Source organism: Luteimonas sp. RC10 (assembly GCF_014192745.1).
GTDB lineage: Bacteria > Pseudomonadota > Gammaproteobacteria > Xanthomonadales > Xanthomonadaceae > Luteimonas.
The window spans coordinates 276,024-292,033 of record NZ_JACHYJ010000008.1 but is presented as its reverse complement, the minus strand read 5'-3'; the positions used below and the strand labels follow the sequence as shown (position 1 = coordinate 292,033).

The 16,010-nt window shown below is 65.6% G+C and carries 14 protein-coding genes; 7 read left to right on the top strand and 7 right to left on the bottom strand.

The genetic code is table 11. The annotated features are described in order from the left end of the window. Window positions 1-76 precede the first annotated feature (76 nt). The gene (locus FHW73_RS15295; protein ID WP_183427603.1) at window positions 77-493 is read right to left on the bottom strand and encodes a hypothetical protein; all 417 of its coding nucleotides are present in this window, start codon (window positions 491-493) and stop codon (window positions 77-79) included. Between the two features lie 164 nt (window positions 494-657). Next, window positions 658-1,227, bottom strand: coding sequence for a recombinase family protein (locus tag FHW73_RS15290; RefSeq protein ID WP_183427602.1), 570 nt, complete (start codon window positions 1,225-1,227; stop codon window positions 658-660). Between the two features lie 545 nt (window positions 1,228-1,772). On the opposite strand from FHW73_RS15290, the gene FHW73_RS15285 reads away from it, so the two are divergent. Beyond that, the gene (locus FHW73_RS15285; protein ID WP_221187587.1) at window positions 1,773-2,048 is read left to right on the top strand and encodes an aquaporin; all 276 of its coding nucleotides are present in this window, start codon (window positions 1,773-1,775) and stop codon (window positions 2,046-2,048) included. 326 nt (window positions 2,049-2,374) lie between these two features. Here the strand turns inward: FHW73_RS15285 and FHW73_RS15280 are convergent, their stop codons facing one another. From FHW73_RS15280 to FHW73_RS15270, 3 genes are all read right to left on the bottom strand, one after another. Beyond that, window positions 2,375-3,571, bottom strand: coding sequence for an isoprenylcysteine carboxylmethyltransferase family protein (locus tag FHW73_RS15280; protein WP_183427601.1), 1,197 nt, complete (start codon window positions 3,569-3,571; stop codon window positions 2,375-2,377). A gap of 59 nt (window positions 3,572-3,630) precedes the next feature. Next, on the bottom strand, window positions 3,631-4,032 hold the full coding sequence (locus tag FHW73_RS17580) for a prepilin-type N-terminal cleavage/methylation domain-containing protein (protein ID WP_183427600.1): 402 nt from the start codon (window positions 4,030-4,032) through the stop codon (window positions 3,631-3,633). Between the two features lie 454 nt (window positions 4,033-4,486). After that, the gene (locus FHW73_RS15270; RefSeq protein ID WP_183427599.1) at window positions 4,487-5,944 is read right to left on the bottom strand and encodes an ATP-binding protein; all 1,458 of its coding nucleotides are present in this window, start codon (window positions 5,942-5,944) and stop codon (window positions 4,487-4,489) included. 341 nt (window positions 5,945-6,285) lie between these two features. On the opposite strand from FHW73_RS15270, the gene FHW73_RS15265 reads away from it, so the two are divergent. Then, window positions 6,286-7,989 (top strand): diguanylate cyclase, encoded by a 1,704-nt coding sequence (locus FHW73_RS15265; protein ID WP_183427598.1) that lies wholly within the window; start codon window positions 6,286-6,288, stop codon window positions 7,987-7,989. A 72-nt stretch (window positions 7,990-8,061) separates the two neighbouring features. Here the strand turns inward: FHW73_RS15265 and FHW73_RS15260 are convergent, their stop codons facing one another. Beyond that, window positions 8,062-9,459: a sigma-54 dependent transcriptional regulator gene (locus tag FHW73_RS15260; RefSeq protein WP_183427597.1), complete on the bottom strand. Its 1,398-nt coding sequence runs from the start codon at window positions 9,457-9,459 to the stop codon at window positions 8,062-8,064. A gap of 178 nt (window positions 9,460-9,637) precedes the next feature. Next, window positions 9,638-11,212, bottom strand: a complete 1,575-nt coding sequence (locus tag FHW73_RS15255; protein ID WP_183427596.1) for an ATP-binding protein — start codon at window positions 11,210-11,212, stop codon at window positions 9,638-9,640. Between the two features lie 194 nt (window positions 11,213-11,406). On the opposite strand from FHW73_RS15255, the gene sucC reads away from it, so the two are divergent. The 5 genes from sucC to FHW73_RS15230 all read left to right on the top strand — a co-directional run bounded on the left by sucC (window position 11,407) and on the right by FHW73_RS15230 (window position 15,942). Continuing rightward, window positions 11,407-12,570 carry an ADP-forming succinate--CoA ligase subunit beta gene (gene sucC, locus FHW73_RS15250; RefSeq protein WP_183427595.1) on the top strand — a complete coding sequence of 388 codons (1,164 nt, stop codon included), beginning with the start codon at window positions 11,407-11,409 and terminating at the stop codon, window positions 12,568-12,570. Between the two features lie 25 nt (window positions 12,571-12,595). After that, entirely contained in the window at window positions 12,596-13,468 is an 873-nt protein-coding gene (sucD, locus tag FHW73_RS15245) for a succinate--CoA ligase subunit alpha (RefSeq protein ID WP_183427594.1), read from the top strand. Between the two features lie 245 nt (window positions 13,469-13,713). Then, window positions 13,714-13,992 carry a type II toxin-antitoxin system CcdA family antitoxin gene (locus FHW73_RS15240; protein ID WP_183427593.1) on the top strand — a complete coding sequence of 93 codons (279 nt, stop codon included), beginning with the start codon at window positions 13,714-13,716 and terminating at the stop codon, window positions 13,990-13,992. Further along, entirely contained in the window at window positions 13,989-14,303 is a 315-nt protein-coding gene (locus tag FHW73_RS15235) for a CcdB family protein (RefSeq protein WP_183427592.1), read from the top strand. Before FHW73_RS15240 ends, FHW73_RS15235 begins: the two co-directional genes overlap by 4 nt. Further along, window positions 14,293-15,942: an NAD+ synthase gene (locus tag FHW73_RS15230; RefSeq protein WP_183427591.1), complete on the top strand. Its 1,650-nt coding sequence runs from the start codon at window positions 14,293-14,295 to the stop codon at window positions 15,940-15,942. The genes FHW73_RS15235 and FHW73_RS15230 overlap by 11 nt, the downstream gene beginning before the upstream one ends. The last annotated feature ends 68 nt before the right edge of the window (window positions 15,943-16,010 follow it).

Below are 16,010 nucleotides of genomic sequence, written 5' to 3'. Positions count from 1 at the left end.
TGCGCCATGCGCGCACTTGTTTCCATCTCTCCCGAACGCAACCTCCTGATCTAGCTCAGGAAAATGTGGGGATACCTCAGACTCTGACCCCGGTTTTGGATTCCGGCGCCGGCTCTAGCGCCGGGCGTGCGGCGACGGGGTCGGTGGGGTCTTGCAGCCTGCGCCGCCACCAACCGCCAAGTGCGGAGGCCAGCATCGCCGGTATCGCGAGCACGGCGGCATACACCACGCCAGCGGCGAGCAGCGGGCCGATGCCCGACACCGCGATCACCACCGGCACCTGCGCGAGCATGACCACCGCGCCCCAGTACCACGCGCGTCGCGGAAACGCCAAGCCGAGGGCCAGCGACAACACAAGCGCTGCAGGGCAGGCGAGCGTCCAGTAGCGGTCGGCATCCCATGGCTCTCCGCCGCCGATGGACAGCGAGACCGCAGTCCACAGCCCAAGCCCGGCGAGTGCGGCGATCGACAGCGCGAGCCAGGAAGATTTCATGACGGCGGCTCCAGCGCATCCGTCGTGGCGACAGGTCGTCATCATACCGGGCAGGCAACATTGGAAAAAATGCATGGCACTCGCACGACTATATGACCGCGCACACGCCGCCATCACCAGAATGCCGCGATCCCGGTGTGTCAGTCGCCTATGCGAGGCGCGGGTTACCCGTCGGTGTCGTCGCGTGCGATCAATCGCGCAATCGTGCGCGGATGCACGTTGAAGCGCTGCGCCACGGCCCGGTGCGGCACGTGCTCGCATAGCACCAGCTTGCGGGCTTCCTGGCGCTGGCTCAGCGAGAGCGCGCGGGCTCGCCCCATATGGCGTCCCTTCGCACGCGCCGCAGCCATTCCGGCACGAGTGCGTTCGCTGATCAACGAGCGCTCGAACTCCGACAGCGCCGCCATCATGTGGAAGACGAGCCGGCCGCCTGACGAGTCGGTGTCGATGTACTCGCATAGCGAGCGGAAGCGGATCTGTCGCTGGCCAAGGTTGGCCAGCAGGTCGACGAGGTGGGTCAACGACCGGCCCAGACGATCCAGCCGCCACACCACCAGCGTGTCGCCGGCTTGGGCGTTGGCAAGCAGTTCATCGAGCCCCGGCCGCGAGCGCAGGCCCCCGGACACGCCTTCGTCTTTGAAGATCTCGCTGCAGCCAGCGGCCTTCAAGGCGTTCAGTTGCAGGGTGACGTTCTGCTCGTCAGTCGAGACACGTGCATAGCCTAGGAATCTCATGCCAACCGCGCCGCCTCCGTGTTCGCCGGTCCCCGTGGGCGACACTCCCTGTTGACACAAGGGAACCCTTTCCTCCCTGTGTCCAAATCGGCAACGCCGAATCCTTAATGCGAACTACGCCCTTACTTTTACTTTCGCTCGTCAATACTGCGGGCAATTTCAGTTTCGCACAAGGCCCTTCTTTGGCCGTAAAAAGCTCGAAATTTCACCAAGTATTGCATTTTCTATCATTTCGATTGGGTATTGAATGTATGCAGAAGTCTCGTGCGGTAAGGGCCAAATCCGCATTCATCTGCTTGGATGTCGGCATCTTACGATGCGCTGCTGCATGAGTCTGCAGGACAAGCGTCGTGCTCATCCTTTCTCCTTGGAGAGGGCTGAGGAGCGCCTGCGTGAGTCTGTCCAAGAAGAGCGACCACTGCAGCCAGAGCGCCGGCAGTTCAATGACGATTGTCTAGGAACAACAAGATGTAGGACGGGAAATTGAACAGGGTCTATCGAAAAATGGAGTCGCGCACTGCAACAAGTGGTCGATACTGTTCACCATGATCGTGCTGGGCCTGACCGCCAAGCCGGTGACCGCGTCGTTCGCGCCACTGGCGATCGGTCTGGCGCTGATCCACCTGGTGAACACTCCGGTCACCAACACCTCGATCAACCCGGCACGCAGCACCGGCGTGGCGCTGTTCCAGGGCGGGGCGGCACTGCAGCAGCTGTGGGTGTTCTGGCTGGTGCCGCTCGTGGCTGGTGCGCCCGCGGTGTGCTGCATCGGCTGGTGTTGGCGCCGCGGCGCGAGCTCTGAGGGCGCGGCAATATCGTGAAACGCACGGGCCGCGGATCGATCCGCGGCCCGTGCTTTGTTGTGGCCTCGTCGGTCCTGCTGACGCCATGATCAATCACTTGGGAATCGAGCCGTGCAGCTCTGGCCCTTGGGCGGTTGTGGGCGGGGCGAACGGTCGAATGCACTGGCGAGCTTGGCCGGCGCCAGCATGGCCGCCCGCAGGTCGGTCAATTGGATGGGATTGGTGTTTTCGCCCTGGGCGCGCCGGCACGCTAGGCGACTTTGGCCTGCCAGTGTTTGGTATCGAAGCCGTCGAAGCTCGCTCCCCTCGATCAATGCGTTGAAATATGGTAATCGGAGATAGTGCTATTTCGGCGTGAGATACAGCTTGAGCCGTGGAAGCAGACCGTGAGCGCTTATCCATGCGCAGTAAGCCTGGTATGCAGGATCTTGGGAAAGATGGCTTTCCTCAGTTCTTGCCCGAATGAAGTAGATTAAATTGATCGCAAGAAGCGCAGTGCAGTGCCATATTGCAGTCATTGCGCCAGAAGATGGGATGAATGGGACTGATATCAGCCACCATGAAATGTTCTTGCTTATGTAGGCCGGATGTTTTGCGAATCGATAAGGGCCGCTGGTTATTATGCCTCTGTTGGTCAGATTGCTGAAGCGGATGCCAAATGCGATCGTTGAAAGTGTATATATGCCCGTGAGCGTGAGTATCGCTAGTGCCCACAGGTAGTATGCCGGGTGGCTTGTAGATAACCAATTACTCCACGTAAATCCATCGCCGTATCTGAGCCCGGCCGATTGTAGCCATACGAAGATCGGTGGGTAGCACGAGAGTGCCGCGCTCCACCCAAGCCAGCTTGGATTGCTCGAGCGTATATGGGCGTCGAGTCTTCGTGACGTGGATAAGTAGCCAACGGTTCCGAATACGGTATCTATCAAATAAAGAATTGAAATTGAAAGTGAGAACCAAGTGGCGGGTAGCATCTGATCGGAGATGCTGAATTTGTCTGACCAGCTGTAAGCGAAGCTTACCATCAAGGGCAGAAAGAAGGCCTTGACAACTTGGTCTCTGGCTTCGGCGATAGGAATGTCCCTGGCCTTTCGGCTCAGGAGTATCCATTTTCCAATGGATTCAATTCCGCCCGATCCTGTACGAGCGGTTTTAAAGATATAGAATGCCGCCCAGAGTGGGAGTGCTGGCCATATCGCGAACAAGGCGTCCCAGAAGCCGGATAGGATGGATGGCTGGGAGAGTGACAGGACATTAAGCATCGCTGCCCAGATTGCAGATAAAGCCAATAGACCTGCTGCCCTGTGCCGTCTCCGCGTTCTGGCGTCCTCGCTAGTTAATACTGGCGGGTCGGTGAGCGGAGAATGACGTTGCCACTCCAGCCACCACATCGGGGCACCAGTACAGAGGATCAGGGCCGCTAGTGCGGAGATGGGCCCAAGATTTAATGCTAGCGATGCCAGTATTCCAACGGAGAAGCCGATGAGCCCGCTTAGGCCCACCTTTAGGGGGACAGCTGTTGACGGGGGGGGTGTCGTCATGGGTTGAAAAGAAAAAGGGGGCAAGGCCCCCTTCATCTTGTTAATCGATGTGCTGCTTATCAGCCGCCAGTGGTGCCGCCCGAGCTCGAGCTCGAGCTGGTGCTGGTGCCCGTTGCCGCCAATGCGCAGCTGGCCGTGCCGGCGTTACAGGTCGTGTTCTTCTGACCTGCGGGATTCGCCGTAGCGGTAAACGTGATGGTCGCGCCGCTGGCAACGTTGGTTGCGGTGATCGGAGCCGAGATAGCGGAGCATGCTTTCGGTGCGTAGGTATCGATAGTCATGTTGGCATGAACCGCAGACACGGCCGAGTTCATATATGCCTTGGCTTCACCGAGGCAAGCATTCTCGGCTGCCTTGACGCGGTAGTTGTTGTACGCCGGCAGTGCGATCGCGGCCAGGATGGCGATGATCGCAACGACGATCATCAGTTCGATCAGGGTGAAACCTTTCTGCGTCTTCATGGAGCAACTCCCCAAGGGTGGATGGATTCACGTGCCTGGAAGGCGGCGGGTGCCGATCCGTGGGCAGCCGTGCAACATGCACGTGCATCAGGGGTATCGCATGGGTCGTGCCAATCGTGCGAACGCGGAGACTTGCGCCTTCTGAAGGCGTTTTGGGTGAACAAGCGTGAGCGTTCTGCCCCGAAGCTGTCGAGCAAGGTCGGCTTGTGACGTTTCGCGTCAGGCGATGGCTGCTCGTCGATGTGACTGCGGTCGCAGATTGATGTTCTGGCGGCGTGAGTGCCACTAGGCAAACGTGATATCGGCAGCGCTTCCAGTGAACTTGAGCGGGGATTGGACCGACTGTCATGGTCCGTCCGCAGGTCCCGCCCAGCGACGAGGTTGATCTCGCGAAGGTGTATGGAGGCGACCTGTGCAAGATCAAAAAGCCGCGAATGTCACAGCACAGGCTGGCTCAGCCCTGCTCCCCGGCCGCGGGCCGCTGCCGAAGCGCCTGGCTCGAGACCCGCGGCCTGCGGCTGCTGCCGGTACGTGCGGTATCAGGCACCTGTTCTTGCCGCGGCAGCACGATGCGGAAGGCGCTGCCCTGGCCTGGCGCGCTCTCGACGGTGATGTCGCCGCCGGCCTCGCGGACGAGGTGGGCGGCGACGGCCAGGCCGAGGCCGGTGGCCTGGGCGGCGGGGCGGGTGGTGAAGAACGGTTCGAAGCAGCGCGCGCGGGTGGTGGCGTCCATGCCGCGTCCGGTGTCGCGGGCGATGATCTCGACGCGGTCGAGGGCGTAGGCGGCAACGGACAGCGTGAACTGCCCGCCGTCGGGCATGGCTTGCTGGGCGTTGGCCGCCAGGCCCAGCAGGATCAGTTCGAGGTGGGCGCGGTCGAAGTGGATCGCAAGCGGAGCGCCCGGGTCGAGGTCAAGGGTCACGTCCACGCCGGGCAGAAAGGTCTGCCTCAGCACGGGCTCGAGGTCGGCAATGGCCTCGACGGCGTCGAAGGCCTCGGGCGCGCTGTCCTCGTGGCGGCTGAAATCGACCAGCCGGTGGCTGGCTTCGCCGGCGCGGCGCGCGGCGGATTCGGCGCTGCGCAAGGCCGCCTTCATCTCCGCGGGGTCGTCGCTGGCCAGGCCGCGGCCGGCGTGGCCCATGACCAGGGCCAGCAGGTGGTTGAAGTCGTGGGCGATGGTCGAGGCCAGGCGGCCGACGGCCTCCATCTTCTGGGCGTGCAGCAACTGGGTCTGCTGACGCTCGCGCTGTTCGATCTCCAGCAGCAGACGGTCGCGGGCGCGCGCGAGTTCGGCGCCCCGCTGGCGGGCGAGGTCCAGGCTCTGGTGCAGGGCAATCAGGGCCTGGTCGATGACGAAGGCGACGAGGGCCAGACCAAGTGCTGCCGAGAGACCTGCCATGGCCACGCCGATGGCATGTCCCGGTGCGAACAGGAACGGTTGCGCGTCCTTCCAGGCGCCAATGGCCACGAGTACGGCCATCCAGACCACGGCGATCCAAAGCGTCCGGCGCCCGAGCAGTACGGCGCCGGCGAGCACCGGAAGTAACTGCAGCCAATGCTGCGGTCCCTGCAAGGCCAGACCCCAGCGCGAATAGGCAATCGACAGTACAAACAGGCTCCCGAACACAAATGCCCGGGCCGCCGGACGCAGTGCGTCCCGCCGTGCGGCGATGAAGCAGCCCCATAGCAACGCTGTATGGGCGGCAGCCAGGGCTAGCGAAGCGGCATCTAGCAGGCCGTCGAAGCGCCACCAGGCGACAGCGGTCGCAACAGGCTGGTAGAGGCCGCAGATCACGAGCACCCATTGCAGCATGGATGCAGTACGGTGCTCGGCGGCGATGGTGGGCGTCGCAACTCCGGTCGCGCGTCCCGCGGCCGGCGACGTGCCCGAAGGCGGCGCCGGGTCGCGCATCCTGTTTGCTGAACCTGTCCGCATGTGATCCTCCCCCCTGTTGGCGATTATATTGGCGTCGCGGCCCGCCATGCCACGGCGATACACCCCCGCTGTATCCGAGGTCACTGATGCGCTTATGCACTTTCCAACGCCTTGCAGGCGTGATGCTCCTTGCTTTGTTGGGCATATCGAGCGCTGCGCGCTCCCAGGGGGTGCCGGCTGCGCTGCCTCACGTTGCCGAAATTCAGCGGTGCGAGCGTCTTTCGCAGTTGCGCCCGGAAGAGGCGATTGCGGCTGCTGAGGGCGTCCTGGGGCAGCCTCGTCTTGAGGCGGCGCCTAGGCTCATGGCGACTGCCTGCATGGGGATTGCTCAGTTTGTCCTGGGGCGGGGTGAGGATGGTGCCGCCACAACCGATGTGGTGATGGCGTTGCTCGAGTCGGACGCGCTTTCGATCAATGAGCGACAACGCGGGCGGTTTCCTGCGGCCATGCTGCTGATCCGTTCAGGGCGTGGCGCTCAGGCCATGGGCATCCTGGAGGACATGCAGGCACAAGCGTTGCAGGACGGAGACATCAGGTTGCAGATCGCATCGCTGTCTACGATTGCGCAGTTGCGTGTTACTGATTTTGACGATCCCGAAGGTGCCCTTGGTTACTATCGTCAGGCGTACCGCTTGGCGTCCGCCCCCGGCCAGCCGATGATCCCGCAACGAGTCGTGCTGGGATACGAGCTTGGTTACACATTGTTGCTGCTTGGCCAGATCGACGAGGCCGCCGCATTGTTTCAGGAGGCCGATGTCGCTGCGGCTAAGTTCCCCGAACTGGCGCTGATCCAGATACGCATCGCAAGCCATCGTGCGGAGATCCTTCGTCTGAAGGGCGAACTGCCCAAGGCCCAGACGCAGTTGCAGGACGTGTTGGTGCGTTTGCGCGAACTTGGAGATGCAGCAGGCGAGGTGGTGGCACTGCAGCGACTGGCGCGCGTCTCGCTTGGGCTGGAGCGCATGGGGGCTGCCCGGGAGAGTGCCGAGCAAGCATTGCGCTTGGCGGAAGCCGGCAAAATGCCGATGGAGCAACGCGATAGCTTGTATCTGTTGGCAGACATCGCAAGCGCCAGTGGGGAGGCCCAGATTGCTGCCGACTACGCTGGCCGGGCGCGCGCACTCGACCGTGCCGAAGGGCGCGAGAAGACTGCGCAGAAGCTGGCGCGACTGCAGGCAACGGCAGCACGGGAATTGCAGCCCGAGCAGGTCCTTGCGCGGCAGGACGCTTCCCGGGCACGGCTATTGCGCGACCTCGGGCTGGCTGCGCTGGCGATCATTGCGCTGGTCTCGCTGGTGCTGTTGGTCCGCACGCGCCGGCAAAAGCATCGCCTGGCGGAGTTGAGCACGACCGATCCGCTGACCGGGCTGATGAATCGTCGGGCCGCCGATGGCGCGCTGCAGGCGCTGACCGCCGACGGCCGGCGTGCAGCGCTGCTGTTGCTGGATGTGGACGCATTCAAGTCGATCAACGACCGCTTCGGGCATGACATCGGCGACGCGGCGCTGTCGCAGATTGCGCGTTGCCTGCGTGAGGCCTGCGATGTGGGTGACGTGGTGGCGCGCTGGGGGGGGGAGGAGTTTCTGGTGGCGCGCGGCGATACGTCGCGCATGGCCGCGTTCGCACTGGCCGAACATCTGCGCCGGCAAGTCGAGCGGCTGCGCGTGGATGACGGCCGCGGCGGCACGCTGCCGCTGACGGTCTCGACGGGCGTGTCGTCGCTACCGGTGTTCCCGAGCGATACGCCGCGCTGGCAGGACGCGATCCGGGTTGCAGATCGTGCGCTCTACGTGGCCAAGCGGGCCGGCCGCAATGCCTGGGCAGGCGTCTGGGGCCTGGAAGCCGGCGATGGCGTCGATGTCTACAGCGTCCTGGACAACCCCGGCCATGCCCTGCAGCAGGGCTGGATCGAGATCGGCGGTAACCGGCCGATGGATTGGTCGCAGGTGCGGCCCAAGGCGGCGGGGGGCACCCGAGGCGGTGGCGGGCCGGTGCGGCAGGAGACGGCGAGCCGGCCGTGATCCAGAAAACCGGGGTCAGAGTGCAATTTCGAGGAAATTGCACTCTGACCCCGGTTTTGCTTTGGCCCGGTTTTAGTCGATGCCGAGCTTCTTGAGCTTGTAGCGCAGGGCGCGGAAGGTGATGCCGAGCACGGCTGCGGTCTTGGTCTTGTTGTAGCGGTTTTCCTGCAGTGCCTGCTGGATCGCGGCGCGCTCGATGTCCTCGATGTAGGAGGGCAGCGCCGTGCCGGCGGTCTCGTAGGGGCTGAGCGTGCGCGGGTCGGGCGGCAGGCGGGCGCCGGTCTGGGCTGCGACGGCGCTGCTGCCGGCCATGCCGGGCTGGGCGGTCGGCAGGTGCAGGTCGGCGGCGGTGATGCGGTCACCGTCGGCCATTGCCAGGGCGCGTTCGAGGATGTTTTCCAGTTCTCGGATATTGCCGGGAAAGGCATGCGCCTCGAGGGCGGCGATCGCGTCCGGCGCGAGCACGGGCGCCGGGCGGCGCATGGCCTGGGCGAGCCGGCGCAGGATGGCGTCCGACAGCAGCGGCAGGTCGCCGGCGCGTTCGCGCAGTGGCGGCACGGTCAGGCCGATGACGTTGATGCGGTAGTAGAGGTCGTGGCGGAAGCGGCCTTCGTCGACCAGCGTCGCCAGGTCCTTGTGCGTGGCCGAGAGGATGCGCACGTCGACCTGCACTTCGGTCGAGGCGCCGACCGGGCGCACCGATTTTTCCTGGATCGCGCGCAGCAGCTTGACCTGCATCGGCAGCGGCAGTTCGGCCACTTCATCAAGGAACAGCGTGCCGCCTTCGGCCGCCTGGAACAGACCGGGCTTGTCGCTGTGCGCGCCGGTGAAACTGCCCTTGCGGTGCCCGAAGAACTCGCTTTCCATCAGTTCGGTGGGAATCGCGCCGCAATTGACCGGTACGAACGGCCCGCCGGCACGCGCGCTCTGCGCATGCAGCATGCGCGCGACGAGCTCCTTGCCGGTGCCCGATTCGCCGTTGATGCAGACCGGCGCCTGGCTGCGTGCAACCTTGGCCAGTGTGTTGCGCAGCGTGACCATGGCCTCGGACTTGCCGAGCAGGCGGCCGCCGGCCGCGTCGTCGCTGTGGCGGCCGCGCTCGCCCAGTTCCAGGGCCTGGCGCACGAGGCCGCGCAGCACGTTGATGTCGACCGGCTTGCTGACGAAATCGAAGGCGCCGGCCTTCAGCGCATCGACGGCGGCCTCGACGTTGCCGTAGGCGGTGATCACCGCGACCGGGGTGCCGGGAAACCGCGTGTTGATCTCGCCGACCAGGTCCAGGCCCGAGCCGTCGGGCAGGCGCATGTCGGTCAGGCACAGGTCGTAGCGGCCGTTGGCCAGCAGCTCGCGGGCGGCCGCGAGATTGGGCGCGGTATCGGTGCGCAGGCCCATGCGGCCCAGCGTGAGGACCAGCAGTTCGCGGATGTCGTGTTCGTCGTCGACGATCAGGGCGCTGCGGTGCTCGCTCATCGAAATCTGGCTGGGCGCTTGGCTTTTGCGGAGTGACCCATAGTGACAGCTTTTGCCAATAGTGACGAGGGTCACACTGGTGACGCCGGTCACACCGAACGCGGCCGTTAGCCCTGTTTTCGTGAGGGTTCGTGCGTTTTCCTCGTCGCCCGGGCCTGCGCGTGGGGCCGGCTGCGGTTCAGCCGCGCAGCGCGGCGCGTCGCGCCGACAGCGCGATCCGGAAGCACGCGCCGCCGCCCGGTACCGGAACGTAGTCGAGCCGCGCTTCGTTGGCGCGGCACAGCTCGTGGGCGATGTAGAGGCCCAGGCCCGTGCCGCTTTCGGAGGTCGTGAAGAAGGGGCGGAACAGCTGCGCCAAGGCGGTGTCCTCGATGCCGGGGCCGTGATCGCACACGCTGATGCAGGGGCGCTCGCCGTCCTCGACGCGCAAGGTGATGCGGGCCGGTTCGCCGGGCTGGCGACCGTAGCGCACGGCGTTGTTGACCAGTGCGGTGAGCACCTGGTGCAGATGGCGTGGGTCGACCACGGCGCGCACGCAGGCGCTCTCGCAGTCCACGTCCAGGCTGGCGTTGTCGTCGGTGACGATCAGGCGGTAGTCCTGCACGAAGGCGTGCGTGGCGGCCACCAGCTCGACGGGCTCGGGGCGCGCGCGCTCACGCCGCGCCAGGCCGAGCACGCTCTCGACGATGCCGTTGGTGCGCACACACTGCTGGTGGACGATCTGCAACAGGCGGCGATCGCCGTCCTGGATGGCGTCCGATTCTTCGAGCAGTTGCGTCGCGTAGCTGATCGCCGCCAGCGGGTTGCGGATCTCGTGGGCGAGGCTGGCGGAGAACCGGCCCATCGTGGCGAGGGTCAGCGACTCGGCGCGGCGGGTGACCAGCGAGGTGTCGTCGAGAAAGACCAGGGTGTTGTCGCCGTCGGCGAGCAGGCGCACGAACCGCGGCATGACATCGACATGCTCGCGCAGTGCGAGCGGGGCGTCGTCACTGCTGCCGCTGCGCAGCCAACTGGCCAGGCGCAGCGCCAGCGGCGGCGACAGGCGCGATAGCGGGCGGCCATGCGGGTCGCCGTCGGCGTCGAGCAGGGCGAGTGCAGCCTCGTTGGCCCGGCGCACATGACCGGCGCCGTCGACGAGCAGCACGCCGGTCTGCATGCGCCGGATGATCAGCTCGTTGATCTCGGCCAGGCTCTCGGCCTCGGCCTCGTGGTGGTCGGCCAGCGCTTGGCTTTCGCGGATCTGCTTGCCCAGCAGCCGGGTCAGCGAGGCGGCGGCGAACAGGCCGAGCGCGAACATCAGCGGCTCGGCGACCGGACGCGTCGGCGCGCGCGCGCTGGTCAGCCCCACGAGCGGGCCGATCAGCAGCGAGGCGGCTGCCGCCACGCAGATCAGCAGACTGACGCGCAGGTTCACGAACAGCGAGGCTGCCGCGACGTTGAACAGCAGCAGCATCGCCACACCGGGCGCGACATCGGGCGCAGCATGGCTGGTCAGCGCTGCGACCAGGATGTCCACGCCGATGCCGACCGTCGCGTGGGCGGCGTAGTCTGGGTTGGGCGCACGGGCGTGGATCAACAGGCCGACCGAGGCGACCAGGTAGCCCAGGCTCACCGGCACCGCGATCGCGGCGATCTCCACGCCGCCCAGCGCCTCGCCCCAGGGGCTGAAGACGACCAGCGCCAGCAGTGCGGCCTCGAGGACCCGGTAGAGCGAGAACAGGGCCAGTTCGCGCTGCATCAGCGACCGGGACATCGCGGGGGCGGCCAGCGGCACGGGGGCTCCAGGGGGACGGTCTGGCGCCAGTATAGGCAGGCCCCGACAGTCCCGGCCGTCCCCCGGTTTTGCCCGGCGGGCGCGCATGCGCGAGAATGGCGGACCCCGTCGGCCCGCCGCGCCCTGTGCGCCCGCCGGCGGTCGGCGACATTTCCTTCCCGTACGGACCCCACATGAACTTCCACGAATACCAGGCGAAGCAGTTGTTTGCCGATTACGGCATCCCCGTGCCGGCCGGGCGCGTCGCGTCCTCCGCCGACGAAGCAGTCGAAGCAGCCAAGTCCCTGGGCAATGGCCCCTGGATGGTCAAGGCCCAGATCCACGCCGGTGGCCGCGGCAAGGCCGGTGGCGTGAAGTTCTGCAAGACCCACGATGATGTGAAGGCCGCTGCCGAGAAGATGCTCGGCACCCACATGGCGACCTACCAGTCGGCGGGCGTCGCCCTGCCGGTGAACCTGGTGCTGGTGACCGAAGCCGGCGAGATCGCCAAGGAACTGTACCTGTCGGTGCTGGTCGACCGCGGCACGCAGTCGATCACCTACATCGTCTCGAGCGAGGGCGGCGTGGACATCGAGCAGGTGGCTGCCGAGACTCCCGAGAAGATCGAGACCCTCAATGTCGGCTTCGTCGAGGGCTTCCAGGCCTACCAGGGTCGCGATATCGGCTTCAAGATCGGCCTCAACGCCAAGCAGGCCAATCAGCTGGCCAAGATCATGGGCGGCCTGTACCGGCTGTTCAACGAGAAGGACCTGGCGCTGGTCGAGCTCAACCCGCTGGCGATTCTCGACAGCGGCGACCTGTACGCGCTCGACGGCAAGGTCAACAGCGACGACAACGCGACGTTCCGTCACAAGGATCTGGCCGCGATGCGCGACACGACCCAGGAAGACGAGGCCGAGGTGCGCGCCAGCGAGTACGACCTCAACTACGTGACGATGGATGGCAACATCGGCTGCATGGTCAACGGCGCCGGTCTGGCGATGGCGACGATGGACGTGATCGCGCTCAACGGCGGTTCGCCGGCCAACTTCCTCGACGTCGGCGGCGGCGCGACCAAGGAGCGCGTGACCGAGGCGTTCAAGCTCATCCTGTCCTCGGACAAGGTCAAGGCGATCTTCGTCAACATCTTCGGCGGCATCGTGCGCTGCGACATGATCGCCGAGGGCATCATCGCTGCGGTCAAGGAAGTGGACGTCAAGGTGCCGGTCGTGGTCCGTCTGGAAGGCACCAACGTGGAAGCGGGCAAGAAGCTGCTGGCCGAATCCGGCCTGGCCATCACCCCGGCCGACGACATCAACGACGGCGCCAAGAAGGCCGTCGCGGCCGTTGCCGCCTGACCCCACGCGACCAGGAAATCATTCAATGTCTGTTCTGATCAACAAGAATACGAAGGTCATCGTGCAGGGCTTCACCGGCCAGCAGGGCACCTTCCACGCGACCCAGATGGTCGAGTACGGCACCCAGGTCGTCGGCGGCGTGACCCCCGGCAAGGGCGGCACCACCCACATCAACCTGCCGGTGTTCAACACCGTGCGCGAAGCGGTCGAAGCCACCGGCGCCGATGCGTCGGTGATCTACGTGCCGCCGCCGTTCGCGGCCGACGCGATCCTCGAGGCCGCAGCGGCCGGCATCAAGGTCATCGTGTGCATCACCGAGGGCATCCCGGTGCTCGACATGCTGCGGGTGAAGAACGTGCTCAAGTCGCACCCTGATGTCACGCTGGTCGGTCCGAACTGCCCCGGTGTGATCACCCCGGGCGAGTGCAAGATCGGCATCATGCCCGGCCACATCCACATGCCGGGCAAGATCGGCATCGTCTCGCGCTCGGGCACGCTGACCTATGAAGCCGTCAAGCAGACCACCGCGGCGGGCCTGGGCCAGTCGACGGTCATCGGCATCGGTGGCGACCCGATCAACGGCCTGAACTTCGTCGACTGCCTGAAGCTGTTCAACGAGGACCCGCAGACCGAGGGCATCATCATGGTCGGCGAGATCGGCGGCGACGCCGAGGAAGCAGGCGCCGAGTACATCAAGGCGCACGTCAAGAAGCCGGTCGTGGGCTTCATCGCCGGCGCCTCGGCCCCTCCGGGCAAGCGCATGGGCCACGCCGGCGCGATCGCGTCGGGCGGCTCGGGCACGGCCGAGGGCAAGTTCAAGGCGATGGAAGCGGCCGGTGTGAAGACCGTCCGTTCGCCGGGCGACCTGGGTGCGGCGATCGCCGAGCTGGTCAAGTAAGCGATCCGGGTCACCGGCGCTTGTCGAAAAGGCCGCCTTCGGGCGGCCTTTTCGTGTCTACCTGTAATACCAAAGCCGGAGTCAGCGTGTCATTTCGCAAGGCGGAATTGCACGCTGCCCCCGGTTTGCGGCGCGGTCACGCTGTCGCCATCAGACTCTGCGCAATAGGTGGAGCAGGTCGGTCATGCGGTTGACAGGTGATGGCTCAATGCGCATGCTCGATGCGCATTGAAGAGGATCACGTCATGCGCATCCGCGAAGACTATGCCGGCTACGGCAAGCGCGCGACCAATGTCAGCATCAACCAGGGATTGCTCGAACAGGCGCGTGCGCTCGACATCAACCTGTCGGCGACGTTGGAAAAGGCGCTGGAGGCCGAGGTGCGTGCCCGCAGGCGCGCGCAGTGGCGGGAAGAGAACCGCGAGGCGATGGCCGCGTACAACGCGCGCATTGCCCGCGACGGGCTCGCCAGCGACCGGGTTCGCGCATTCAAGGCATCGCGGAAGGACCCGGCGGGGGTATGAGCCAGTTCTGCGTCTATGCCAATGCCGATCCGGCCTCGCGTCACGCGGTGCCCTGCTGGTTGAACGTGCAGAGCGATCTGATCGATACCGTGGAGTCGCGCGTCGTCGTGCCGCTGATTCCACCCGAGCAGGCCGGTCCACTGCTCACCCGCCTGATGCCGGCACTGCCGGTCGCCGAAAACACGATGGTGATGGACACTGCGCAGATCACCAGCGTGCCCATGCAGATGCTCGGTCCCCAGGTCGCGAACCTGTCGGACGAACGACTGCGCATCATCGAAGCCCTGGATTTCCTGACGTATGGCATCTGACCCCGCCCGCCCCCTGCGCATCGCCCTGGCCCAGTTCGACTTTCCGGTCGGCGACGTGGGGCGCAACGCCGAACGCATCGCCGCGATGATCGAGGAGGCGAAGACCGAGTTCGGCGCCGACATCGTCGTGTTCCCCGAGCTTGCGATCAGCGGCTACCCGCCCGAAGACCTGCTGATGCGGCCGGGCTTTTTGATCGACTGCGAGGCGGCGTTGATGCAGGTCGCCAAGGATGTGCACGGCATCGTCGCGGTCGTCGGTTGGCCCGAGTCGGCCGGTAGCGTGCTCTACAACTCCGCCAGTGTGCTGCGCGACGGCAAGGTCGAGCGGACGTATCGCAAGCGCGAGTTACCCAACTACAACGTCTTCGACGAGCGGCGCTATTTCCACGTCGACCCCGATGGTGGTTCGTGCGTGATCGACGTGCGCGGCGTGCCGGTCGGTGTGCTGGTATGCGAGGACCTGTGGTTCCCCGAGCCGCTTGACGACACCGTGCGCGCCGGCGCCGAACTGGTCGTGGTGCCCAACGCCTCGCCCTACGAGCGCGGCAAGCATCGCCAGCGCGACGCCTTACTGGCCGAGCGCACGCGCGATGCGGGCGTGGCATTGGCCTACGTCAACGTGGTCGGTGGCCAGGATGCGCTGGTGTTCGATGGCGCCTCGGTCGTTGCCGATGCCGATGGCACCGTGCATCCGGCAGCGGTTGCGTTCGACGACCAATGGCTGGTGGTCGATTACGACCGGGAGCGCCGCGGCTTCACGCCGGTGCTCTGGGTCGACGATGGCGACGAGAGCATCGACGCGCTGGCCTGGCGCGCGGTGGTGCGCGGGCTGCGCGATTACTGCGGCAAGAACGGCTTTTCCAAAGTGTGGCTGGGGCTGTCGGGCGGCATCGATTCGTCGGTGGTACTGGCGATGGCGGTCGATGCCCTCGGCGCCGACAACGTCACCGCGGTGCGATTGCCGTCGCGCTACACCGCCGGGCTGAGCAACGACCTGGCCGCCGAGCAATGCGAGCGCCTGGGCGTGCGCATGCTCACGATTCCGATCGAGCCGCCGTTCCAGGGGTTCCTCGACACGCTGTCCGAGGCGTTCGGCGACGCGGCGCCCGATGTGACCGAGGAGAACCTGCAGTCGCGTACACGCGGCGCGATCCTGATGGCGCTGTCCAACAAGCACGGCGGGCTGCTGCTGACCACCGGCAACAAAAGCGAGTACGCGGTCGGCTACGCGACGATCTACGGCGACATGTGCGGCGGCTACGCGCCGCTGAAGGATCTCTACAAGACAGAGGTCTTCGGGCTGGCGAAATGGCGCAACACCGTCGCCGGCAGTCCGGTGATCCCGCCCGCGGTCATCGACCGGCCGCCGTCGGCCGAGCTGCGCGCCGACCAGCTCGACCAGGATTCTCTGCCGCCCTACGACGTGCTCGACGCGATCCTGCGCCGCTTCGTCGACCAGGAAGAATCGCGCGACGAGATCGTTGCCGCTGGCTTCGACGCGCCGACCGTCGACCGGATGCTGCGGCTGGTGCGCACCAGCGAGTGGAAGCGACACCAGGCCGCCCCCGGCCCGAAGATCTCGCGCCGCGCCTTCGGCCGCGAGCGCCGCTATCCGATCAGCAACCGGTACTCGGGTTGATGGGTTTCACTCCGCTTCACTCCACGCTTGAGGCGGGCCGGTATCGGGCCAACACTCCGCACCCTCCC

Bases quoted from the DNA above. Each gene is read 5' to 3' on its own strand.
- FHW73_RS15235 (WP_183427592.1), top strand. From the start codon at position 13,989: ATGAGCCAGTTCTGCGTCTATGCCAATGCCGATCCGGCCTCGCGTCAC.
- sucD (WP_183427594.1), top strand. From the start codon at position 12,596: ATGTCTGTTCTGATCAACAAGAATACGAAGGTCATCGTGCAGGGCTTC.
- FHW73_RS15285 (WP_221187587.1), top strand. From the start codon at position 1,773: ATGATCGTGCTGGGCCTGACCGCCAAGCCGGTGACCGCGTCGTTCGCG.
- FHW73_RS15240 (WP_183427593.1), top strand. From the start codon at position 13,714: ATGCGCATCCGCGAAGACTATGCCGGCTACGGCAAGCGCGCGACCAAT.
- FHW73_RS15290 (WP_183427602.1), bottom strand. From the start codon at position 1,227: ATGAGATTCCTAGGCTATGCACGTGTCTCGACTGACGAGCAGAACGTC.
- FHW73_RS15230 (WP_183427591.1), top strand. From the start codon at position 14,293: ATGGCATCTGACCCCGCCCGCCCCCTGCGCATCGCCCTGGCCCAGTTC.
- FHW73_RS15265 (WP_183427598.1), top strand. From the start codon at position 6,286: ATGGGGATTGCTCAGTTTGTCCTGGGGCGGGGTGAGGATGGTGCCGCC.
- FHW73_RS15260 (WP_183427597.1), bottom strand. From the start codon at position 9,459: ATGAGCGAGCACCGCAGCGCCCTGATCGTCGACGACGAACACGACATC.
- sucC (WP_183427595.1), top strand. From the start codon at position 11,407: ATGAACTTCCACGAATACCAGGCGAAGCAGTTGTTTGCCGATTACGGC.
- FHW73_RS17580 (WP_183427600.1), bottom strand. From the start codon at position 4,032: ATGAAGACGCAGAAAGGTTTCACCCTGATCGAACTGATGATCGTCGTT.
- FHW73_RS15270 (WP_183427599.1), bottom strand. From the start codon at position 5,944: ATGCGCGACCCGGCGCCGCCTTCGGGCACGTCGCCGGCCGCGGGACGC.
- FHW73_RS15295 (WP_183427603.1), bottom strand. From the start codon at position 493: ATGAAATCTTCCTGGCTCGCGCTGTCGATCGCCGCACTCGCCGGGCTT.
- FHW73_RS15255 (WP_183427596.1), bottom strand. From the start codon at position 11,212: ATGTCCCGGTCGCTGATGCAGCGCGAACTGGCCCTGTTCTCGCTCTAC.
- FHW73_RS15280 (WP_183427601.1), bottom strand. From the start codon at position 3,571: ATGACGACACCCCCCCCGTCAACAGCTGTCCCCCTAAAGGTGGGCCTA.